This is a genomic window from Streptomyces sp. MUSC 14 (genome assembly GCF_001866675.1).
Taxonomy (GTDB): domain Bacteria; phylum Actinomycetota; class Actinomycetes; order Streptomycetales; family Streptomycetaceae; genus Streptomyces.
Map to the genome: position 1 here is coordinate 363,392 of NZ_MLYN01000007.1, position 21,898 is coordinate 385,289.

Sequence of the window (21,898 nt, forward strand, 5' to 3'; positions counted from 1 at the left end):
GACTACCGTGGGGCGACGGCCGAAGCCACTCGATCCGAACCAGCCGCTTCACGCCTTCGCCATCCAGCTCCGGCTCCTGCGGGACCGCGCAGGCGCGGCCAGCTCCGAGAAGGAGACATGCGAGCGAGCGGAGATCGGCCGATCGACGTACTACTCGTACCTGAATGGCGAGAACCTCCCGAGCCGGGAGAACCTCGAACGCGTGATCAAGGCATGGGGCGGCGATGTAGCGGCATGGCTTGAGCTCCGACGACAGGCGGAGGAAGCGATGGTGCACCCGCCTGCACGAGAGGACGCTGTGCTCCCTCATGTTGACTGGAGCGGTTCGGAACCCCTATTCACCCCGCTCAACGAGAACGAACTACTGGCGGCGGAAGAGAAGTACGCCAGCGCTGTAGGAAGCTTCTACGGATTCCTCGGCGCCCTCCGTGAGCGGGTGGGGTCTCCTGCGTTCGAGGCAATTAGCGCGACGGCAAACGGGGTGAGCGTTGCTGCGGTCCGCCTTGTCTTCGACGGCGCCGACTTCCTACCAGCGCGCGTAACCCTTAAGGTCGTAGACGCAATAAAGGCATGCGCAATAAACCCTGACTAAGGCTTGTCCCGTAATCCGTGCCCGTACCGGCCAATGGAAGGTCAGGCGTGCTCATGGCTCAGGGGGCGGCGCCCTCTGGGACTACGAGCACGGGGGGTGTAGCGTCCTGGGGGCTGGTGATCAAGCCGTTCGGGGAGAGGCCGTGACGTTAGCGGGGCGGGTGCGGGCGATCTGGAGTGAGACCCCGCAGGGGTTGCGTGCCGGGTGCGCCCTGCTGTGGGGAACCGGTGTGCTGCTGCTGGGGCTGGGCTGGTGGGGCGACCGCACGGATTTCTGGGCCGACAAGGCGTTCCTCACCAATGTCTTCTCCTCCGTGACGGCTGCGGCATTCGGTGTGCCACTGGCCCTGGTCGTGCTCAACCAGGTCGGAATGGCTCAGGCCGAAGCAGTGGAGGCCCGCGCTGGCCGTCGCCTGGCCATCAGAGTGATTGGTGAGTTTGCTGAGTCCGTCCCACGGCTCGTCCCTGGACCCGCGAACCGCCTCGAGGATGCGGCGGACGGGCTTCTCGCCCTAGAGCGTGCCGCTCAACGTGCACTCAAGGACTGGGAGTCCAGTCAGGACGACGACGCTCTCGCCGAGCTGCGCCAACTGCTAGTGGACGGATTGGTCGAGCGAACCCTGGAGGATTTCCGTTCTGCCGTGCGGCCGGGCAGGCAGGCCGTGCCGGCGGTGGCGGAAGTGGCGGCGCACTGGTCGTTCTTGAACACGACCGTGCGCAGCAGGCTGCTGGAGACGGGAGGCGCCTGGCTCGACGCACATCTGGCTGTCCAGATCGACGAGTACGTGTCCCGGCTGACGACGGATCCGTATATGGATGGCTGGCTGCGGGACCTCGACATCGCGCTTCGACGGTTGACCAACGGCGCGGATGGGTTTGCCGCACTGCGCGAGCTGTGGCGGCAGCTGGAAACCGGATGGGAGGTGGCCGAGGCTCTAGCCGGGCTCGGCCCGCTGAGCCGGGACGCGTGTGCGGCCCTCGCTTCAGCCGAGGCTGGCCCCGGCTGAAGCGGTATCGCCCGGTGCCGTGAGGGTAGCAGGGGACGGCGGGTGGAACGATCTTGTGGTGGCTGGTGTGATCACGGCATCGGAGCCGTCTTGGATAGTCTCGTTCAGCGGGTTGAGCCCGCGTAGCTTCCGCAAGCTGATCACTGCGCTACGACAAGACGGCGTGGAACCGGTGCGCCGAGGTCGGCCCTGGAGTCTGTCGCTGGAGGACCGCGTGCTGCTGGTCACCGCGTATTGGCGTACAAACCTGACGCTTCGCCAGTTGGCCCCGCTGTTCGGGGTCTCGAAGTCTGTGGCCAACCGCATCATCAATCATCTGGCGCCGGCACTCGCGCTCCGGCCTCGCAAGCAGTTCCGCAATGACACCGTGCTCATCGTGGACGGCACCCTCGTACCCACCCGCGACCATACGATCGCCGAGCAGTCGAAGAACTACAGGTACTCCACCAACCACCAGGTCGTCATCGACGCCGACACCCGGCTCGTCGTCGCCGTCGGCCGGCCACTGCCCGGCAACCGCAACGACTGCAAGGCGTGGGAGCTGTCCGGCGCGAAGGACGCCGTCGGCCGCACCACCGTCATCGCCGACGGCGGCTACCGCGGCACCGGCCTGGTCATCCCGCACCGCCGCCGGCCCGGCCAGGCCGACCTCCCCGAATGGAAAGAGGAACACAACGCCTCACACCGCAGGGTCCGCGCCCGCGTCGAGCACGCCTTCGCCCGCATGAAGAACTGGAAGATCCTCCGCGACTGCCGGCTCAAGGGCGACGGCGTCCACCACGCCATGCTCGGCATCGCCCGCCTGCACAACCTCACCCTCGCCGGATGACAGCGAAACCAGCTGGTCGACCCATGCCGTAGATCATTTACGGGACAACCCTTACCCTGACGTATCCGAACTCCACGCCTACGCCCTTCTGACAGCAAAGGAGTTGGCTCAAGCCCGCCAAGGGCTACACGACGTGAAGGGCGAGGTACAAGAGCCGTCACGGGCCGCAACGAGTTGGGCCCTCACCCCTCCAGGGCCGCGGGAGGTTCTTGAGGTTCTTGAAGGAGAGGGAGGCGCCGCGCGAGCAGCGTCCTACTTCCGGCAAGCCCTCTCCTCCCTTCACATCGTCGTTGGGTCTCCGAAGGATCACGAGATCAGCGACATGGCCTCTCAGGAGGCCGACATGCACATAGGGATGAGTGCGGTACGTGCAGTATTCGATAACACACCACTCGTGCCTCCCACCATTAGGAACATCACGGTGAACGCTCTCAGGGGATGCGCAGGTAACCCCGATGACGCCACGGTGGTCGACCTGCACGCTAAAGCGCTCCGCTGGTCGGAAGCCATGACGCCCACGGCTGACCGCGCTGACAATGGCGCTGCTCGGTGGGACAGTTAGGCCGCCGCGGGCAGAGTCTCAAGGCGCTCACGGACCGCCGGAACCCGACCGGTGCGAACCGAGCTGCTCGGAGAACCCCTTCAGCCGGTCCAGCACCCCGACCAAGAGTTCCAAGCTCGCGATCTGCACGAACTCCTCGGCATGCCTACTGGCGAGGCATCCGTCAACATCACCAGCAGCCGCCTCAGACGCCTCACCCTCCAAGGCTTCCTCACCCAACCCGGACGAGGCCGCTACAAGAAACCGGGGATCGGCTCACCCCACGGCTTCCCATCGCCAAGGCCGTGGCCCGTGCAGGCCACGAACGCACTCGATGCGATAACGGGCCTGCCCAAGGGCGCTGTCATTGTGGTCCGCGGTCTGAAGGGCGAACGTCACGAGGCGCAATTCTCGGATGCTGCGGAGTGTCGCGTACCCCGCCCACTCCCTGACGTCGTGGCCGTACTGCTCACAGTAAGCCGCGTACTCGGCTGCGGACAGTGTGCCGAAGGAGTCGAAGGCGACCGCGGTGGAGGTCAGGTCCCACTCGGGCGGTCCGATTGACGTCCGCTCGAAATCCAAGAGCACCGCCCCTTCTGCGGTCACAGCGCAGTTGCCGCCCCAGGCGTCGCCGTGGATCACGCAGTGGGGAAGCCCTTCTGGAAGGTTGGCCCACTGTTGTTTGAGTTCGTCGAGCCGATCGAGGAGCCACTTCCGGTCATCATCGTTCGCTGAGCGCGCGGCAGCGAGGCGTTCGGCAATCCGAACGAACGGCTGCAGCTGGCCAATGGGGAAAGTCGGCTTGGGCAATCGATGCATCTGGCGAAGAAGCAGCGCAAGGTCAGCTTCGGTGCCGTGCCGGTGCGGAGGCAGGAGCTCCCAGAAGGTGGCGGCTCGGCCGGCAGCACGGACAGGTTGATCCCGCTGTATCGGGCGCACAGCCGGGACGTTGTTCTCAGCCAGCCAGCGCGCCACGGCCACTTCTCGGGCTGCCGCTTCGTCCTGCCCCGCTCGTGCGATGCGCACGACGACTCCGGTTGGCAATCGCCACAGGTCGTTCTCGGCCAGCCGAATGGGTTCAGCTCCCTCGGCCGACAGCCCGGCAGCGGCTGTCACTTCCCGAAGGACGCCAAAGGACTCCTCGGTGCGCGTCGTGGTCATGCAAGGACCGTAGTGGTGATCCGGCTCCTCAGCTCCGCTACCTCCGGCTTCCGGGCATAGCGCGCGGACGCCTTAGACAGGTCCTGCATGTCCGTTGCGGCTCGTTTAGAACGGAGCCTCCCTACTTCGTCCAGGGCGCGGTTAGCGATGACCACCGCTTGTTGTGGGTCCCCGGTGGCCATGGTCAGCGTCGCTAGCTTGGCGCCCGACAGGGCACGCGAGCGTACGTAGTCGTCCGTGTGGCCTTCGATCGCGGTCTTCAGACGAGAAACGGCCAAGGAGGGGGACTGCCCTGGCATGAGCGCGATGTCGAACGCGGCATGTCCGCTATCCCCATGGTGCTGGGCCTCGTCGTAGTAGGCCATCCACGGGGCGTCCTCCCCGTCGCGAGCGCGGTCGAAGACCTCATCCGACTGCCTGATGGCAGCCAACGCCTCCTTCGGCCTCTGCATCTTCGCCCAGGCTCGGGCCCTGGCGTTGTGAAGCGTCGCCTGTTCCCGATGTGTAAGACGGTCCGCTCGCACAAGGCCGTTCTCAGCGTGAGTCAGGCCCTCATCGGGCCTTCCGCACCAGATCTCGTGTCGGGCTCTCCAGTTGAGGACCGCGGCCCGGAGGTGCCAATTGTTCGCCCGCTCTGCGCACCAGGTGCCGAACCGCAACAGCTCGGTGGCGTCATGGTGCTCGTACGCATCGAATGCGCTCGCTCCCATCACCATGGAAAGGCGCCCGACGGCGGTATATAGGTCTGACTCCAACTGCGGGGGGTACTTCGTGGCGAGGAGCCCCCTGGCCCAGATGAACAGCCCGGCAGAGGAACTGCGGGCGATTCCCCCACCGCCGTAGAGGTTGTCCCATCCGGCAAGGGTGACGGCGGCAGTCGTGACTTGCTCGATGTCTTCGGGGCGAACCATCTTGGGGAGCGCGGTTGGTCCCGATCCAGGGAGTAGGTCGATGAACGCTCCGGGGGCGAGGGCGGCTATGCCGCCGAGGGTGAAGAAGGCTCGACGCTCCACTGGTGACAGACTCCGTTCCGAAAACACGGGCGGGCTTAGTCCAAGCATGCCCGTGGTCGGTGTCCCGATGCCGTCAAGAGTCGGTCCGCCAGGGGTCTTGTCCGCATCAGCGGACCGCTTGTCCGCTTCCTCTTCGACGAGGCGCCAGAGCCGTCGCAATGCTCCTCCGGCCTGCACAGCATCGTCCAGCTGGCTGGCCAGATTGGCGTTGCAGGGGCGCTCGTCCTTCTCGATGCGCTCGATCGATGTGGCGCTGAGGTGCACCTTTGCGCCTAATTCGCGGCTCGACATGCCCCGCGCTTCCCTCCAGTTGCGGAGTTCCTTGCCCCACCAGGCGCGCATCGACTTCGTCTCATCCAGGGGCTTGGGCTTCTGCGGCATGACTTCCCCTTCGGCACCCTGATGCGGACAACACTCGCGTCCTCCGATTGTCCGCATCGAGAATCTGCTGCACAGACTTTTCCCGAGACTGGTCCGCCCGACCCCACCGGTTGTCCACGTGTTCGCGGGGGAGCTGACTGAACGGTCTCTCGGGACATGACACGACGGCCCGGCATCCATGAGGGGGCCGGGCCGTGCAACATGATCGCGACGTCAGTCGCGTGTGGGTGCGTTCGGAGAGCGGATGCTCTCTGTGAAGCTGGCCCACGCGGCGTGCGAGAAAGCTGTGTGTGGGCCGTCAGGCCTCTTGGAGTCTCGGACCCACGGTCCCTTGGGCATCTTGGCTACCTCTACGCACTCGTTGTCGGGAGTGCCGCTGTAACTGCTCTTGAACCACAGTGGTTTCTGGGGCTGTTCGGCCACGGATGATTTCCTCGCTACTTCTGATCTTGCAGGTGCCTCTTTCGGGCCTCGGCGATCAACTCCGCCGAGGAATCAGGGTCCAGCGCTTCATCGCGCAGGAAGGCGCGAGCGTGCCCGTACGCCTCGCGTGCGTCCTCTTCCTCCAGGAACAAGGAACCCACCGCGTTCTCCACGAAGATGACGTCCAGTGATGGGTCTGGGCCGCCGTACACGATGAAGCTCGTCAGCGCCGCGCTGTAGGCGCCGGCGGCGAACGGCAGCACCTGAATGGTGACGTTCTCCTCCTGCCGACGGTCCAGCAGCAGATCAAGCTGCTCTGCCATGACGTCAGGACCGCCGACCTTGCGCCGAAGCACGCTCTCGTCCAGAACAACGTGGTACTCCGGAGGAGACTCGCGTTGAAGGATCTGCTGCCGCTGCATCCTCATATCCAGGAACTCGGTCACCCTCTCAGGCTCCAGGGTGTTCCCCGGCGTCGCCTTGATCGCTGTGGCGTATCGCCTGGTCTGCAAGAGCCCTGGAACGACTCCCATAGAGAGGTGCCAGATGGACTGCGCCTCATTCTCAAGCGGGAGCAGCATCCGCATCGGGTCCGAGAGCTTCCCGGCGTACGGAACCCACCACCCCTCCGTGACCTTGCTGTTCTTCGCCAGGCCGATCAGCTCAGCCGTCTCCTCGGCGGAAGCTCCGTAGACCTCGCAGAGCTGCTTGACCTGGTTCCAGCGAACGTTGCCTTTGGCCTGCTCGTAGCGGCTGACGGTGGCCTTCGACATACCGGCCTGGTGCCCAGCAGCTTCGGCCGACAGCCCGCAGCCCCGTCTGAGCGCGAGAAGGCGAAAGCCCAGCTGACGCCGCCGCGCTGTCGGCCCTGCCTCGACCTCGTCAGTCCGCTCGGCCGATCTCGACTCGTTCGTCATGCTGGCGCTCCCCTTGGACGAGTGCGGCCAGTGTCCTTGCTGGCGCTTCGCGACCGCAAGGGACGTTACACGGCGGAACAACTTCCGGGTTACGCACTGACGGGGCCCCGAAAGGTCCATGCGGACACTTCCGTTGTGAGCGTTACATGGGGAGCGATCCGGCGGCCATACTCCAACTCGTTCGCCACCGAGAGCAGTTGAACGAGAGCGCTTCGTGTGCCGGCCGCGGTCCCCCATCGTCCCGCGGCGGCGATTCCCGCGGCGCTGCTACGTCTCAACTGCCCTCGCAGACGTCAGTAACCCGCGCAAGTGCCCCCCTCGCGTACGCCACCTGGGAGACTGCCGATGACCCCCGCCGCAACCGCCGTCACGGTCGCTTCAGACCTGATGCAGCAGACCAGCCGCGGCTTCGCGGTGGCCTTCACGCCGGACAAGGCGCGAGTCGGCCGCATGCGCCGAATCACGGCAGCGCACCTTCGCCTGTGGCACGTATCCGAGCCGACTGCGGAGAGCGTAGTGCTCGCCGTCTCCGAACTCGTCACCAACGCGATCCGGCACGGCCGAGGGGACGTCGGACTCAAGATTCTCTACGCCGACAACGATGTGCGGGTCGAGGTCACAGACGGCAACCCGAAGCCGGCGACGCTCACCAACGCTCAGTCCGACGACACGTCCGGCCGCGGACTGTTCCTCGTCGCCGTACTGGCGCGCGACTGGGGCGTGAGCGACGACGGCGAGATGACCTGGTGCGTCTTCAACGCTCCTGCGGGGAGGTCGTAATGGTCGCCGTGGATACGGCCACCGCCGCCCAGCTGCTGAGCCGGCCGGTCGCCTCCGGAGACGAGACGATGCGCAGGCTCTCCCACGTTCTGTCCCTCTCACTCGCGGCCGAAGGCATCAGTGACGACCTGATCGACGCCTTAGAGGACATCCTCGGCGACAGGCCCGACCCCACGCTTGCCGACGGCAGCGGCAAGCTCGACGGCCTTCTACTCCGCCTCGGTCTGCCCCTCCCTCGGCGGCAGCAGCACCGGGCCGCGCCGCAGATCAGCAAGGAGGAGGCTGCACGGATCATCGCGCGGTTCAGCCGAGCGACGCACCAGCTCATGCAGGTCGTCCCACATCGCGTCGCGATCTACCCCACCGACGAGCTGCGTCGCCTGCTCGCGCTCCGCGACGAACGGCCGACCGAAGATGAGGCGCTGTCGCACCTGCGCCGGTACGCGCTCGCGATCGTGTGCATCCTCGACCTGATGGGGGACGACGAATGATGCGCGCTCCTTCCCCGCACGTCGGGCCTGCCCTGCGAAGTGGCTCCCCACGGCAGCAGACCCGACCTCACGCCCGGCGCTGGGAGCCCACGGCTCCGTACGTCCCCCACGGGGAGTCGACATGCCCCAGCGCCGGGCACCGCCTCCGCCCTGTCGTCTCCACGCTGCTCACCGCGCTCGCCCTCGTCACCCCGCGGTGGTCGCGGAGCCGTCGGCGGCCAGCACCCGTCATACACCGGCTCGCGGCTGAGGAGGAGCTGCGGTTCGCCCTGCTCTGCCATCAGATCGTCCAAGCCCGTCAAGGAGTAGAGCAGTGACCACGCCCGTCATTCCCGACAAAGCCGAGATCCTGGCGCTCGTGGAGATGGCACTCGTCTGGGACCTCAAGGGCTCCCACCTCCCGTCCGTCGAAGTCGCGCTGGACATGGTCGAGCAGTTCACCGTGTTCGGTCGGGCTGTCGCCGACGACCTGCGCACCGGGTGCCTGAGCATCCCGGCCGACTCGGAGGCAGGGATTGAGATCAGCGCGCAAGCAACCCTCGGCGAAGCCACCCGACGGCTGTACCTATCGCCCCCACGCGCCACCCAAGAGGTGGCGTCGCACCGCGCGCAGAACATCGCCCGGCTCGTCCGTCGCCTCCTCGAAGCCACCGAGGCAGTGCGCCAGGAGCTGGAGCGTGCCGCTCGCCAAACCCCGCAACACGCCATCACGAAAGGCATCTGATGAAGACCTCGCACGCCGTGCTCGTCGCCTCCGCTGTGGGGACCGCCGGTCTGTGGCTCGCCGAACGCCGGCATCGGCAGCGGCTCGTGCTGCACGCGGCAGAGTTGCATCAGGGGCTTCTCGCCGACATCACTTCGGACCCCGAGCACCTGGAGATCTGGACGACCAACGGCCTGTCCGGAGAAGAGAACGTCCGCCTGGTGCACTGCAACCGGCTGGTCAGCTTCCTGTCAGCGAAGCACCGCGTGGGCCTGCTCGACAAAGCGGCGCTGCGGGTACAGGCCCGCGCGCTGATGGAGCGCGCCCCCTACCGGGTGTACTGGGCCCGATTCGGCGCCTTCCGCGAGGAGGAGGCGATGGACCGCATCGACCACGCGTTCAACTCGATCCTCGACGACGAGTACGCCGCCGCAGCCGACGACACGGCGCCCGTCGCCGCCTAGGACTGGGGTCTCCTCCCGGTCATGAGGCCCGCTGCCCCCGTGCGCGGTGGACCCGAGACCACGCCCCCAGTGGAGGAGGCGGCGCCGAGACCCGCGTCCCGGCCGCGCTCTGTGGGGGAGTAAGCGGCCGGCTCATCAAACTGCCCGCCGGCCATCGGTGCGTGACGGGCCCGACCGCGGGCGGGCGTTTGACCCGGTGAACGGGCCTGACACAAGGATCGGCACCGGACGAAGAGCGCGGGGAGAGGCCCCTCCTCTTGGTCTCTCCCCACGCTCGACAGCCTGAACGAGAGGAAGAACCACAGTGACGATCTTCGGCACTGTAATTCAGCCGAACTCCGAGCACTGCCACTCACGACGGCGCGTAGTCGCCTCACTGATGTGGCGTCCTGGCTAGCGTCTTCGCCGACCACGAAGCCGAGTTGGGCCGCCGCAAGCACCAGCCCTCCCAACAGAAGTAGGTAATCGGATGACTGCTATTGATGACTCGACTGTTCGTGATCCCGATGCGCTCCGTGCGGACATGGTCCGCGCGCTGCGCGACGAGAACGGGGTCAAGACCGAGCCCGTCGCCGCCGCCTTCGCTGCTGTGCCCCGCCACAAGTTCGCGCCGGACGCATCCGCGGAACTGGCGTACAGCCTGCACCGCACCGTGCCGGTCAAGAAGGACGAGCACGGCATGGACATCAGCGTCATGTCCGCGGCCCATCTCCAGGCCGTCATGCTGGAGCAGGCAGAAGTCGAGCCCGGTATGAAGGTCCTGGAGATCGGGTCCGGCGGGGTCAACGCCGCCTATCTTCAGGAACTGGTGGGCAGTGAAGGCGAAGTCACGACCGTCGACATCGACCGAGACGTCATCGACCGAGCCCGCCAGTGCCTCGACGACGCCGGGTACGCCCAGGTGAAGACGGTCCTCGACGACGGTGAGCACGGCGTACCCGACGGCGCTCCGTATGACCGGATCATCGTGACCGCGGCGGCGTGGGACATCCCTCCGTCGTGGATCAGCGGACTCGCGGAGAAGGGCCGGCTCGTTGTCCCGCTGACAGTGTGCGGCACGACTCGCAGCATCGCCTTCGACCGCGATGGAGCCGGTCTGATCAGCCGCTCCTACGGCTTGGCGCACTTCGTGCCCATGCAGGGCGAGGGCGCTGCCGACGAGCGCAAGGTGATGCTGCGGGAAGGCATCGCTCTGCAGACCGACGACGTACGGGTTCCCCTGGAGGCTCAGGCCCTCAACGCGGCCCTCGGCATGCCCCGGTTGGAGCACTGGTCTGGTGCTGCGTACGACCTGCCCGACGAGCTGGATCTGTTCCTCACGCTCAAGCTGCCGAGCCCGGCCCGTCTTCATGCCTCGCAGGACGTCGTCGCCAGCGGGCTCGTGGAAGCGTCTGCTCTCAAGGGGGTGCCTGCCCTGGTGAGCGAGGACAGCATCGCCTACCGCACACGCCGGGAGAACGCCGACACCGGCGGCTTCGAGAGCGGCGTGATCGCCCACGGCCCACAGGCCGAGGCACTAGCCGACCAGTACGCGGACCTGCTCCGCCGCTGGGCGCGGAACCACCGTCGGCGGGGAGCCGCGACGTTCCGCTACCTGCCGGGCCCCGCCCCCACCCCATTGCCCGAGGACGCCGTTCTGCGCCGCCACGGCATCGTCACGGCGACCTGGGCCTAAAACTCCGGGGCCCTCGGGCTCCGGGACCGTGCACCATCCGTCAACTGCCTGTAGGAGGCATACATGACCGTACAGATGGAGCGCCCGCTGGCGCCCGTGCAGCCGGACGCCGCCCTGACGCCGTCCGGAGAGCCGGCGGACTGGGACCTCGACATCACCATCGTCGAAGGTGGCCCCGCCGCGGATCAGCTGATCCGCCTGACGAGCGACGGCTGCAACTCCACGTGCGCCACGGCGTGCGTGAGCTGCCCGTAGCGGGACCGACCGCATAGTTCGCGGTGTCCGGTCGCGCCCAGCACAGGGCGCGGCCGGGCACCGCACGGCCGCAGGAGAGGCACATGTACCGCCATGCCGATGCAGCGCTGATCCGAGGCGCTGCGAGCCACCCTGACCAGCAGATCGACTGGCCCGACCTCGTGAGCGCCGCTGCGAACGCAGCATCGTGGCGAACGTGGCTAGAGAAGATCTGGTCCAGCGCCGAGTTCGCCGCTGCCGTCATGGCCGCCAGTCCCGACCTTACGGAGCAAGTCGAGCAGGTCTGCACCGGCCGCTCGCTGCCGGATGCCACCGTGCGCCGTACCGTGCTCGCCGTTCTGCGCTACCTGCTGCGCGCCCGTACGCGCGCCACGCCGTTCGGTCTGTTCGCCGGGGTTGCAGCTGCGCGAATAGGTGGCACGCCCGTGGTGCGCGTCGGCCGCGCACACCGTCCCGCGGCCAGAGCAGACGCCGCGCACGCCACGATCCTTGCCGACCGCTTCGAGCAGCACCCCGCACTACAACCGCGTCTGATGTTGCTCACCTCCAGCCTCACCGTCGAACTCGACGATCACGTGGTGATCGAGTATCGGCCTAGCGGGAAGCGCGATGTCGGCCCTGAGCACGTACGGATACGCATGACGGCGCCCGTGCGCGGAGCCCTGAACGGGGCACGGAACCCGATCCCGTGGAGTGATCTCGCGGCGAAGCTCGCCGTCGACTTCCCCGACGCCCCGCCTGCAGCGATAGACAAGCTCCTCGGGGGCCTGGTCCAGCAACGGATCCTGCTCACCAGTCTGCGGCCCGCGATGACGACGCCCGACCCGCTCACCGGCCTCGACGACCACGCACACCACCTGTCTACTGCCGAGAGGATCGAGCTGGGCGAAGCTCGCCGGCCCGTGATCGACCTTCGTCTGGACTGGGACCTGACCATCCCGGACGTGGTAGCCCACGAGGCGGCCACGGCAGCGAAGGCCCTCACCCGGCTCGCGCCGCGCTCTGCGCTGACCGGCTGGACCGAATGGCACGCCGGGTTCCTCGACCGGTATGGGCCGCGCACGGTTGTCCCCGTCCTGGACGCCATTGACGCGCTGGGATACCCGCCCGGCTACCTCGGCGCCACCACCGCGTCGGCGCTCTCCCCGCTGCCCGCTCGGGACAGCCGCCTCATCAAGCTCGCCCACGTCGCCGCCGTCCAAGGCCGTACTGAGGTCGTGCTCGAAGACGCCGCGCTGGAAAACCTGGCCAGCACCGACCCCGGCCATCCGGTCCAGCCCAGCACCGAGGTGACCGTACGCATCGAGGCCGTTGACACCGCCGCGCTCCAGCGAGGGGAGTTCACCCTGCATGTCGTCGGCGTGGCGCGTTCGGCCGGGGCCACCACCGGCCGCTTTCTCGACCTGCTGTCCGATGATGACCGGCGCCGCATGACCGACGTGTACGCCGGGCTTCCCGGAGTGCACCACGACGCGCTCGTGGCCCAGATCAGTGCTACCCCTCTATCCGTCCGTGCGGAAAACGTCGCACGCGCCCCGCAGGCGACCGATCTGGTCATCTCGCTGGGCGAATATCGGAGCCCGGATACCCGCTTGATTCCGGTGACGGACCTGGCCGTCACCGCCGACGCCGAACAGCTCCACCTCGTCTCGCTCTCCCGCCGCCGCCCGGTGCACACGCTGTTGCTCAACGCCGTGGACCTCGGACTGCATTCACATCCGCTCACGCGGTTTCTGGCCGAGGCACCGGTCGCGCTCGCCGTGCCCTGCACCGGGTTCCTGTGGGGCACGGCTGCCTCGAACCTTCCGTTCCTGCCCGCGTTGCGCTACGGCCGCACGATCCTGTCGCCGGCTCGCTGGCTCCTCGACCGTGACGACCTGCCCCGCGCATCGGCACCGTGGCCGGAGTGGGACGAAGTCCTGACCCGGTGGTGCAGCGACATGCACCTTCCCCAGCACGTGTACCTGAGCGAGGCCGACCAGCGCATTGCTCTGGACCTGACCGAGCCCTCCCACCGGGCCCTGCTCCGCTCCCACCTCGACCGCGACGGCAGGGCGACCTTGCACCCTGCCCCAGGGCCCAAGGCGCTGGGGTGGATCGACGGCCGTGCCCACGAAGCCGTGATTCCCCTGATCACAGAGCAGAACCGCGTACCCGTGCGTGCGACAACACCCCACGTCGTGGCCCGCGAACACGGGCACCTACCCGGCAGCGGAAACCGCCTCTATCTCCAGCTCCACGGACACCGAGACCGGCAAAACTCCATCCTGACCCGGCACCTGCCGCCCCTGCTCAGCGACCTGGGTGACGACTCCCGCTGCTGGTTCGTCCGCTACCCCGACCCCGACGATCACCTTCGCCTTCGCCTGACCTGCGCATCGCGAACCCTCGGTGCGGCCTTCGAGCGCATCGGCGAGTGGACCGAGCAGCTTCGCCGCCGTGGACTGATCGCCCACGCCAGCTTGGAGACCTACCATCCGGAGACCGCGCGGTTCGGCGGCCCCGCGGCGATCGATGCGGCCGAGGCGTACTTCGCCGCCGACTCCGCCGCCGCGCTGGCCCAACTCGCCGCCGCCGGGCCGAAGAACGCGCCGGACGCCCGTGCAGTGACCGCTGCCAGCATGGTGGACATCGCCGCCGGCCTGCTGGGCAACCGCACCGCGGCGATGCACTGGCTCATCGAGCGCACCCGAACCAACTCGACCGCCCCTCCCCGCGCGGTCTACCGACAGGCCGTCGACCTGGTGCACACGCACCCCGCCGGTTTGGACCAACTAACCGTCACGGCATGGGCCGCACGACGGATAGCTCTGGCCGACTATGCCCGTGCGCTCGTGGAGGCGGACGCGAATCCCGGCGATCTACTGCCCGATCTTCTGCACCTTCACCACGTACGGATGCAAGGCCCCGGTCTGCCAGAGGAGCGCGCACACCTGCACCTGGCCAGGGCCGCAGCTCTGAGCTGGACGGCACGAGCAAGGAGAACACCGTGACCACGACAGCCCCTGCTCCCGCCGTGCTGTCGGCCGCCGACAAGGTGGCCGATGCCCTGGCCGACCCGGCCACCGCGTGGCCGCACGGTCGGCCCGCCGGTGGCCGGGCCTGGCCCCAGTCGCTCGCAGGAGGCGCTTCAGGCATCGCGCTTCTGCACATCGAGCGGGCTCGTGCCGGCCGCGGTTCCTGGGAGATCGCGCACGCATGGCTGGCTGCGGCTGTGGACGGCGACATCAGCGCTGCGGCCAACGCGAACCTGTACTTCGGTGCTCCCGCCCTCGCGTTCATCACGCATCGCGCGGCGAGCGCGTCAACCCGATACTTGCGGCTCCTGGAGCGCCTGGACGCGGCCACCCTCGCTGTCACCAAAACCCGGCTCGCCACCGCCCACCAACGCATCGACCGTGCCGAACGCCCGCCGATGGAAGAGTTCGACCTGATTCAGGGTCTCTCCGGCCTCGGCGCCTATCACCTCAGCCGCCACCCTCACCACGAGATCACCCGCGACCTACTGGCCTACCTCGCGCGGCTAACCGAACCCCTGCCCGGCCTGGCCGGACTGCCGCCCTGGTGGATGGACGTCGCCCCCACCGGGGCGCCCCACCCTGACTACCCCGGCGGACACGGCAACTTCGGACTTGCCCACGGCATCGGCGCTGCTTTGTCCGTACTTTCGCAGGCCCTGATCTACGGGGTGACCCTGCCCGGCCTGGCTGACGCCATCGGACGGATCTGTGCCTGGACCGACCGCTGGCGACAGGGCAACGACACCCATCCCTGGTGGCCCGGCCAGATCACTGCTCAGCAGGCGGCCGACCAACACGTTCACGCCGAACTCCGCCCCCGGCCTTCCTGGTGCTACGGAGCCAGCGGCACCGCCCGTGCCCAGCAGCTGGCTGGTCTCGCCCTCGGAGACGCGACCCGTGTGCGGCTGGCAGAGAACGCGATCCTCGACGCCCTGCGCGACCCGCACCAGCAGGCCAAGCTCCCCGAGATCGGGCTGTGCCACGGCATGGCCGGACTCCTGCACGCGGCGTGGCGCATGGCAGCCGAGACCGACAACCCCGAGATCGCCGCAGAGCTACCGCACCTCGCCGAGCGGCTGATCGCGACACTCGAACAAGACGATCACGACCCGGAACTCCTCGACGGAGCCGCTGGCGCGGCACTCGCCCTGCACACCCTCGGTACGAACCACGCGCCTGCTCCCCACTGGGACACCTTCCTCGCCTTGGCTTGAACACCACGGAGGACCACTTCATGACCCAACCCGCCTGGCGTCAGGTCAACGTGGCATTCCCGGACTGGGAGCACGCCGAGACCACCGCCGTTGCCGAACTCGCACCACTCCTTCGCACTGCAGAGGCCGTCGGCGCCATCACCACGTGGTTCATCATCCGAAAGGTTCCCTGCTGGCGCATCCGCTACATACCTGTCGCCGGCGCAGAGAACCCCATAGACCAGCGTCTCGATGAGCTGGTCTCAGCCGGACAGCTCACGGGGTGGACGGAGATCATCTACGAGCCCGAGGTGCACGCCTTCGGCGGCGCTCAGTCCATGGACGCAGCACACCGCTTCTTCCACCGCGACAGCCGCAATCTCCTGGACTACCTCCGCGGTGACGCCGCCCGGCACAGACGCGAGACCTCCCTGATGCTGTTCAGCCTCATGATGCGCGCCGCCGGGCTGGATTGGTACGAGCAGGGCGACGTCTGGGCACGCGTCGCCGCCCACCGCGCGCTGCCACCGGGCTCCGAGCAGAACAGCAACGACCAGTTGCACACCGCCGTGCGCCGTTTGCTCTCCGTGGACCCCAAGTACGCGGGGCAGCCCGGCGGTCCTTTGGCAGCGGCCACCGGATGGGTCTCGGCCTACAACGATGCGGGAAGCGACCTGGCCCGCCTCAACGACAACGGCCAACTCCACCGCGGGCTACGAGATGTCCTTGCCCACCATGTGATTTTCGCCTGGAACCGACTCGGCCTTCCCTACGGCACACAGGCCACCCTCACGGCAGCGGCGAAGACCGTCGTCTTCGGCCCAGACCCGGCCACAGAGAGGAGTAATGCGGACCGTGTGGAAACTCCATAACAGCGTCGCCCAGCGGTTCCCGCTCGTCGCTCGTCCCCGCCCCGCCTGCCTCCCCCTGCCCCAGCGAGTCCAGGCACTGGCCGAACTCGCGGACACGGCTCAGAAGCAGAACAACCCAAGCGTGGCCTCCACGGTCTTCAACCAGGCCGCGCTGATCGCCTCGGACATCGGACTTCCCGATCTCGCCCGCACCATGTGCACACAACACGCTGCCGCCTACCTATGCGCCACGCCGTTGTCCCCCAAGGCGGCCGTGCGCGCGCTCGAACCGGCAGTCAACCTGGTACGCCTCCAGCTCCGTGCCGGGCATCCAGACACGGGGCGTCAACTCCTCCTGACCCTGTTCCACGGCATCACCCACGACAAGCCCACGCAGGTCGAGAGCATTGCCATCCCTGCGAACCTCGTGGCCACGGAAGCCGACCGCAAGAAGGTGCGCACCTGGTTATGGGCGGTCCTCCTCGCCGACGGAACACGCGCGCTCACGAGCGCCGGCCACTGGAACGATGCCCTCAATCACATTCAGCACCACCGTGGCCTCGCCCAACGAATGCTTGACGGCCGCCAAGTCGCCGTCCTCGCTGCTCTCGCAACCGGTGACGCCACCCACGCCGATCACCTGCTGATGGGGACAAAGCCGGGAGAGCCGGAGGAAGCCATGGTTGCGGGCTGCCTGACGGTTCTGTGTCACCGCGTCGCCGGGCGACCGTGGCAGCACTCCCTTCAGGACCTGGTCACCACGTATCTCGACTACCCAGCCTTGGAGGGCCTGGCAGCATTCCGCGCCCGGCTCGGCCTTGTCGTACTGGACCTGATCGACTCACCTGAAGATCCGGCCGCCCAGCACGTGGTCGCTGACCTGCACCGCCGAGCGCTTGAGTCGAATGATGGATACGCCGCCCGTGACGCGCTCTCGCACTCACTGTCCAAAGAGCTGGCGACCGATGCGGAGGCGAAGGGCTGCCTGCGCCTGCTGAGCGCCTGTGCCCTGCAATCTGGCGTCCTCCCTCCGGAAGTCCGGGCCCAGATCGACGGTGCCTTGCGGACCAGTCGACTCGTCATCCGGGAAAGTCTCGCCAGTCCGTCTTCTACATCGTTGGCGTGTCCGGAGCGCCATCCGGAGACTGATCAGGATGCGAGAACTCCGCCGTAGTGCGGCTGGCGTACGGAGATTCCGGCTTCGCGACGTACCGCGTCGGGGACTCTTCAACATCGGACTGCTGACGCCCGTGCTGAACCCGCCGTGCCATCTCATCTTTGAGACCAGATGCTCGGTGTTCAGCACCGCGAGCGGTATTCCGCGCCCTGACTGCATCCCCACGGAGGTGCTTGGCGCCCTGGTTGTCCTTCTCCTGGGCTCGTCGCCGCAGGCTGATCTTGTCCTGCTCGGACATGTTCGCCTCGATGAGCACGGCGTCGAACTCATCGGCGGGACCTGCGGACTCGGACGCCTCGCGGAGCCGCCCGGTCAACTGCTCCAACTCACGCACGGCCTCCTCGTACCCGTGAAACAGTTCGCCACGGTCGGCTTCGACTGTGCTCCGGTCGTCCCCGCGCAACACTGGTCGCCCGAATCGACCGGTGGCATTCAGCTGCTGTTGGAGCCTTTCAAGACGTTCCTCGACGCCACGTAGATCAGCGGTCCGTTCGGCGACAACCCCCCTCAGCGCTTGAACTTCACCGATCGCGGCAGCGCGGTGGGCAATGTCCTGCTGGCGACGGTCGAGCGCGAGCACGTTCGGGCCGGTTCCAGCGGCGGCTTGCTGTTCGGCGCGTTCGGCTGCCGCCTCCGCCTTCTCTGCCGCCGTCCTAGTGGCACGCGCGGCCGTGGCAGCCTTGCGTGCAGCGTCGCGCAGGGCCGCGTTGCTGAGATGTGCGTACGGACGGTCAGCCGTCGGCGCGATGTCCGGTGCTGAGGCCGGCGCCGTGGGCCGCTCCGTGGTACTCGGGCTATGCGTTTCTTCGGGCTCCGGCGCGTCCTCGGGGCCGTCTGTATCGTGCGTGTCACCGGTTCCAGGAGCGCGCGGGGTCGGCAGATCGGCTACCGCCTGCCGAACGTGGGCGGGGACCGCGTTCTTCGGGAGTTCGGTGAGGATCATGCGCTCCTCGGTGCCGCTCTCGATCTCTCGGATGAGACCCGCGACAGCGCGGTCAAGCTGTTCCTGCTCGGTGAGCGCGTCGCCTCCGCGGGCACGGTCGGCGTCGGTTTCGTAGACGGACAGCGGCAGGAAGAGGTGTGACTCCTTCTTGTCGCGGCTCATCATCGTGTAGAGCGCATTCGCCTGCGCGCCCGGACCGTAGACCAGGGCCTCTTGGACGCTCAGGCCCTGGGACTTGTGGCCGGTGATCGCGTACCCGAGGCTGAGGCCGCCCTGCGCGATGTAGTCGGCGTCGACCCATTCGGCGACGTCTCGATGGCCGTCGGCGGTCTTCTCCCGCCACTCGACCAGGACCCGGCGCTCCTCATCGACGGCACGCACGATCCCCCGGTACCCGTTCAGCACGTCCTCGTGCTCACCACGGCTTCGCTTACCCCGGTAGTCGTTGGCCCGAAGGAGGACCTGGTCCCCGACGGACAGCGTCAGTTCCCCACCGCCGGGGAGGGCGTAGACGTGTTCCTGCCCCGTGAGGTCGCCGCCCGCCTTCCGCAGGGCGCGGGCCCCAACGTTCAGTTCCTCCACGACCTCGTTGGTGGCAGCCAGCATGAGGAGCTGCTGCACGGCGGTGTGGTCGTCGGTGTGCGCGGCGCGCTTGTCGGCCCAGACGGTGAGCATCGCAGCGAGAGTGGCGTCCTTGTCCGCGAGGGCGTGCACGCGGCCCGTCCCGGCGAAGGTACGGAGGGCTTCCACCCGCTTGTCGTCGCGCCATAGCTCCAGTGCCCGGCGCTCGACCAAGTCCTTCTGTCGGAAGTTTTCGTTGAGGCTGAGCCCGCCGACGATGTGGTGCACGGCAGCGAAGGACCCGCCGATGCCGGGCGAGTGGAGCTGCTTGGGGTCGCCGATGCCGACGACCTTCGTTCCGGTCTCCGCGGCGTGGGTGAGGAGTTCGGCGATGTCACGGTCATCGCACATGGCGGCCTCGTCGATGACCAACACGTCAACACCGGTGAGGCCGGAGCCGCCGTTGCGGATGCCGGTGAGCCAGGATGCGAGGGTGCGGGACTCGATGCCCGCCTCGGCCTTCAGGTTCGCGGCGGCGACGGCGGCCGTGCTCGCGCCGGCGATGACCAGGCCGTGGGACTCCCATGCCGTACGCGCGGTGTTCATGATCGTGGTCTTGCCTGATCCGGCGATGCCCACCACGGCATCGATTCCGTGCCCGGCCGTGAGCAGCCGTTCGAGGACGGCACGCTGTTCGTCGGAGAACGCAAAGCTGCCGCCGTGCTGGGCCTCGACGGTGGACAGGGTCATGTCGGCCGTGTCGCGGCTGACGATGGCGGCCTGCTCGTTGAGACGGTTCGTGGTCTCGGAGACGATCAGTGCTTCTGCGGCCACGACGTCCGCCGTCGTGTACCGGTCGGCGTGCGTGAAGTGCTGGGCGCCCTTCGGGTTCAGTTGGACCGCGTATCCGGCGTGCCGGAGGACGGAGTTGGTGAGCTGTTCGGCTTCGTCAGCGTTCGCGACTCCGTACGGGAGAGCGTCCAGTACGGCGGCGATCGCGGCGGCGTGGGTGAACTCCTTGGAGTGGCTGGTCAAGCCGGTCTTCGGGTCGAAGACCTGGGCGCACAGTTCGTCCAGACCGGGGTTCTGGTCCGCTCGGTCCTGCCCCACCGCGCTGGCTGCGATGGCTTCTGGATCGTCACCGGCAGCGCGACCTTCGGCCTGCCAGTAGGCGCGCAGCACGTCGTCCTCGACACCAGCGGCTTCGCCGTTCTTCGCAGCCTTAGACGCGGTAGAAGCGGCGGTGCGCTCACGGGTCGTGGCGCTGTCGTAGTCGATGCCCAGCTTCGTCAACAGGTCCCGGACCTGGCCGTCGCGCTTACTGAACAGGCGGATCGTGGACTCGGGAATCGCCGCGATCTCCCACGCGCCGGTCCGCTCCTCGCGGCGGAAGCTGATGCCGAACTGGTCTGTCAGCTCCCTGCGGATGCGGGCGTTCATGAGTGACTGGGTCGCGCGGGCGTGCCGGTGGAGGTCGCGGCCCCCGCTGGCCATCGTGGACCACTTGCCGTCAGCGCCCTTGACCATGTTGGCCAGAGTGAAGTGCAGGTGGAAGTGGGGATCGCCGTACGGGGCACCGTCCACGGGGCGGGCGGCGCGGTGCACCATCATCCAGCCGGAGAACCCGCTCGTCTCCACGGTCTCCGCTTCGTCGCCGTCGCCGTGGTGGCCGCGCATGGCGTACGCGGTCCACCGTTCCAGGGCGCCGATGGACTCGCGGCCAGCGGAGGTGTAGATGCCCTCGACCTGGGCGGCAATCTCCTTGGGCGCGTAAGCGAGGAACGCCGATTTCGACTTCGAGAGGTCCAAGGTGGTGTCGGCGCCGAAGTTGCCAACCTGCACACGGCCTTCGAGGAGGGCGGCCTTGATCTCCTCGGCGTCCCACACATCCTCGGGCATGAGCCCTGCCGCCTTGACCATGGCGACGGCTTCGCGGACATCCATCGGCAGGTCCCGAAGACGGCGTTCCCCCTCGCCCGCGGTCTGCACGTACCGGCGCTTCATGGACGCGGCGGCGAACAGGTCGGCGGGCTCCTGCCCGGTTTCGGTGGCACGGGCCTCGACGGCACGCAGGAGTGCGCGGGCATCAAGGTGGCCGCCCGCCTCGGCGGCCATGGCCTTCTCCAATGTGACTTCGCCATACAGGTCGACGGCGTCGATGCCGACGGCGTCGGCGAGTTTGAGAAGGGTGGAGGCGGGGATGCGGTGCGATTCACCGAACCGCTTGAGCTGGCTCTCCATCCTGCGGAAGGCGTCCTGCTTGCGCTTGGAGTCCAGCAGGGTCACAGGGTTCACGCTGCGTTCGGCGGCGGCGCGGCGGATGGCGCGGGCCAGTGGGGCGGCGGGGAGCTTTGCGGCCGGTGCGATGGCGAGCTTGGGTTCCACGAGGGTCTGCCCGGTCCGAGGGTCCTCACCGTGCATGAGGCGGCGGGCAGCCTGGAAGTGCTCGGGGGCGAGGATGCTGCCGGGGGTGATGTCGAACTCGGTGAGGCCGTTGCCGATCCACACCAGGGGGCGTTCGCTGGCGTCCAGGTGGTAGTCCACCTGTCCGTCGGCGGCCCGTGGAGGAATGGCCTGTTCGCCGTAGAGGTCGCGGACTTCGAGCCCGGCCGCGGCAGCGACTTCGACGGCGTCGAACCCGGTGAACCGCGCCGTGCCCTTGCTGCGGATCAGTCCGCGGGCGCGGAAGAAGGCACGCTTGGCCTCGCGGGAGCCGAGCAGGGACGCGACGGGAGCGCCCGCTGCTGCGGCCTTGGCCTCAATGGCGGCGACGAGGGGGGCCGCGTCGACCGTGGTGGACTTCCCGCAGCCGTGACCGCCGGTAAGGCGGTACTCAACCTGCTCGTCGGACGGGCCGATCATGGTCACCCATCCCATCGGCCCGCTCACCCCCCGCTCTCAACTGGCCAGATTCAGTCATCT

Annotated in this window: 18 protein-coding genes; 13 read left to right on the forward strand and 5 right to left on the reverse strand. The window is 67.8% G+C overall.

All coding sequences use genetic code 11. From position 1 onward, the window contains the following. The first annotated feature begins 7 nt into the window (after nt 1-7). From BIV25_RS49075 to BIV25_RS02955, 3 genes are all read left to right on the forward strand, one after another. Nucleotides 8-592: a helix-turn-helix domain-containing protein gene (locus BIV25_RS49075; RefSeq protein ID WP_177235138.1), complete on the forward strand. Its 585-nt coding sequence runs from the start codon at nt 8-10 to the stop codon at nt 590-592. Nucleotides 593-821: 229 nt separating this feature from the next. Then, nucleotides 822-1,598 (forward strand): hypothetical protein, encoded by a 777-nt coding sequence (locus tag BIV25_RS49080; RefSeq protein ID WP_143076573.1) that lies wholly within the window; start codon nt 822-824, stop codon nt 1,596-1,598. Nucleotides 1,599-1,656: 58 nt separating this feature from the next. Next, nucleotides 1,657-2,427: an IS5/IS1182 family transposase gene (locus tag BIV25_RS02955; RefSeq protein ID WP_071370639.1), complete on the forward strand. Its 771-nt coding sequence runs from the start codon at nt 1,657-1,659 to the stop codon at nt 2,425-2,427. Nucleotides 2,428-3,244: 817 nt separating this feature from the next. Here BIV25_RS02955 and BIV25_RS02960 read toward each other — a convergent pair. The 4 genes from BIV25_RS02960 to BIV25_RS02970 form a co-directional block, all read right to left on the reverse strand. Next, complete coding sequence (locus BIV25_RS02960; RefSeq protein WP_071370488.1) at nt 3,245-4,129, reverse strand: phosphotransferase family protein; 885 nt, start codon at nt 4,127-4,129, stop codon at nt 3,245-3,247. Beyond that, nucleotides 4,126-5,523 carry a helix-turn-helix transcriptional regulator gene (locus BIV25_RS02965; protein ID WP_071370489.1) on the reverse strand — a complete coding sequence of 466 codons (1,398 nt, stop codon included), beginning with the start codon at nt 5,521-5,523 and terminating at the stop codon, nt 4,126-4,128. Before BIV25_RS02965 ends, BIV25_RS02960 begins: the two co-directional genes overlap by 4 nt. Nucleotides 5,524-5,736: 213 nt before the next feature. Then, the gene (locus tag BIV25_RS46345) at nt 5,737-5,946 is read right to left on the reverse strand and encodes a DUF397 domain-containing protein (protein ID WP_079176399.1); all 210 of its coding nucleotides are present in this window, start codon (nt 5,944-5,946) and stop codon (nt 5,737-5,739) included. Nucleotides 5,947-5,960: 14 nt separating this feature from the next. Further along, on the reverse strand, nt 5,961-6,863 hold the full coding sequence (locus BIV25_RS02970; RefSeq protein WP_071370490.1) for a helix-turn-helix transcriptional regulator: 903 nt from the start codon (nt 6,861-6,863) through the stop codon (nt 5,961-5,963). 345 nt (nt 6,864-7,208) lie between these two features. Between BIV25_RS02970 and BIV25_RS02975 the strand changes: the two genes are divergently transcribed. The 10 genes from BIV25_RS02975 to BIV25_RS03020 all read left to right on the forward strand — a co-directional run bounded on the left by BIV25_RS02975 (nt 7,209) and on the right by BIV25_RS03020 (nt 17,469). Further along, complete coding sequence (locus BIV25_RS02975) at nt 7,209-7,643, forward strand: ATP-binding protein (RefSeq protein WP_071370491.1); 435 nt, start codon at nt 7,209-7,211, stop codon at nt 7,641-7,643. Continuing rightward, nucleotides 7,643-8,134, forward strand: a complete 492-nt coding sequence (locus BIV25_RS02980; RefSeq protein WP_071370492.1) for a hypothetical protein — start codon at nt 7,643-7,645, stop codon at nt 8,132-8,134. Before BIV25_RS02975 ends, BIV25_RS02980 begins: the two co-directional genes overlap by 1 nt. A 313-nt stretch (nt 8,135-8,447) precedes the next feature. Next, nucleotides 8,448-8,858, forward strand: a complete 411-nt coding sequence (locus tag BIV25_RS02985; RefSeq protein ID WP_256255549.1) for a hypothetical protein — start codon at nt 8,448-8,450, stop codon at nt 8,856-8,858. Further along, entirely contained in the window at nt 8,858-9,301 is a 444-nt protein-coding gene (locus BIV25_RS02990; protein ID WP_071370493.1) for a DUF6082 family protein, read from the forward strand. The genes BIV25_RS02985 and BIV25_RS02990 overlap by 1 nt, the downstream gene beginning before the upstream one ends. A 469-nt stretch (nt 9,302-9,770) precedes the next feature. Next, nucleotides 9,771-10,976, forward strand: coding sequence for a methyltransferase, FxLD system (fxlM, locus tag BIV25_RS02995; RefSeq protein WP_071370494.1), 1,206 nt, complete (start codon nt 9,771-9,773; stop codon nt 10,974-10,976). A gap of 63 nt (nt 10,977-11,039) precedes the next feature. After that, nucleotides 11,040-11,231, forward strand: a complete 192-nt coding sequence (locus tag BIV25_RS03000; RefSeq protein WP_071370495.1) for an FxLD family lanthipeptide — start codon at nt 11,040-11,042, stop codon at nt 11,229-11,231. 83 nt (nt 11,232-11,314) lie between these two features. Further along, complete coding sequence (locus tag BIV25_RS03005) at nt 11,315-14,224, forward strand: lantibiotic dehydratase (protein ID WP_071370496.1); 2,910 nt, start codon at nt 11,315-11,317, stop codon at nt 14,222-14,224. Then, complete coding sequence (locus BIV25_RS03010) at nt 14,221-15,465, forward strand: lanthionine synthetase C family protein (protein ID WP_071370497.1); 1,245 nt, start codon at nt 14,221-14,223, stop codon at nt 15,463-15,465. The genes BIV25_RS03005 and BIV25_RS03010 overlap by 4 nt, the downstream gene beginning before the upstream one ends. Nucleotides 15,466-15,485: 20 nt before the next feature. Beyond that, nucleotides 15,486-16,316: a thiopeptide-type bacteriocin biosynthesis protein gene (locus BIV25_RS03015; RefSeq protein ID WP_071370641.1), complete on the forward strand. Its 831-nt coding sequence runs from the start codon at nt 15,486-15,488 to the stop codon at nt 16,314-16,316. Continuing rightward, nucleotides 16,291-17,469 (forward strand): hypothetical protein, encoded by a 1,179-nt coding sequence (locus BIV25_RS03020; protein ID WP_071370498.1) that lies wholly within the window; start codon nt 16,291-16,293, stop codon nt 17,467-17,469. The genes BIV25_RS03015 and BIV25_RS03020 overlap by 26 nt, the downstream gene beginning before the upstream one ends. Here the strand turns inward: BIV25_RS03020 and mobF are convergent. After that, nucleotides 17,405-21,853: a MobF family relaxase gene (gene mobF / locus BIV25_RS03025; RefSeq protein WP_256255550.1), complete on the reverse strand. Its 4,449-nt coding sequence runs from the start codon at nt 21,851-21,853 to the stop codon at nt 17,405-17,407. The two genes, BIV25_RS03020 and mobF, sit on opposite strands and share 65 nt — an antisense overlap. Nucleotides 21,854-21,898: the final 45 nt, after the last annotated feature.

Bases quoted from the DNA above. Each gene is read 5' to 3' on its own strand.
- BIV25_RS02960 (WP_071370488.1), bottom strand. From the start codon at position 4,129: ATGACCACGACGCGCACCGAGGAGTCCTTTGGCGTCCTTCGGGAAGTG.
- BIV25_RS02965 (WP_071370489.1), bottom strand. From the start codon at position 5,523: ATGCCGCAGAAGCCCAAGCCCCTGGATGAGACGAAGTCGATGCGCGCC.
- BIV25_RS02970 (WP_071370490.1), bottom strand. From the start codon at position 6,863: ATGACGAACGAGTCGAGATCGGCCGAGCGGACTGACGAGGTCGAGGCA.
- BIV25_RS02975 (WP_071370491.1), top strand. From the start codon at position 7,209: ATGACCCCCGCCGCAACCGCCGTCACGGTCGCTTCAGACCTGATGCAG.
- BIV25_RS02980 (WP_071370492.1), top strand. From the start codon at position 7,643: ATGGTCGCCGTGGATACGGCCACCGCCGCCCAGCTGCTGAGCCGGCCG.
- BIV25_RS02990 (WP_071370493.1), top strand. From the start codon at position 8,858: ATGAAGACCTCGCACGCCGTGCTCGTCGCCTCCGCTGTGGGGACCGCC.
- fxlM (WP_071370494.1), top strand. From the start codon at position 9,771: ATGACTGCTATTGATGACTCGACTGTTCGTGATCCCGATGCGCTCCGT.
- BIV25_RS03000 (WP_071370495.1), top strand. From the start codon at position 11,040: ATGACCGTACAGATGGAGCGCCCGCTGGCGCCCGTGCAGCCGGACGCC.
- BIV25_RS03005 (WP_071370496.1), top strand. From the start codon at position 11,315: ATGTACCGCCATGCCGATGCAGCGCTGATCCGAGGCGCTGCGAGCCAC.
- BIV25_RS03015 (WP_071370641.1), top strand. From the start codon at position 15,486: ATGACCCAACCCGCCTGGCGTCAGGTCAACGTGGCATTCCCGGACTGG.
- BIV25_RS03020 (WP_071370498.1), top strand. From the start codon at position 16,291: ATGCGGACCGTGTGGAAACTCCATAACAGCGTCGCCCAGCGGTTCCCG.
- mobF (WP_256255550.1), bottom strand. From the start codon at position 21,853: ATGGGATGGGTGACCATGATCGGCCCGTCCGACGAGCAGGTTGAGTAC.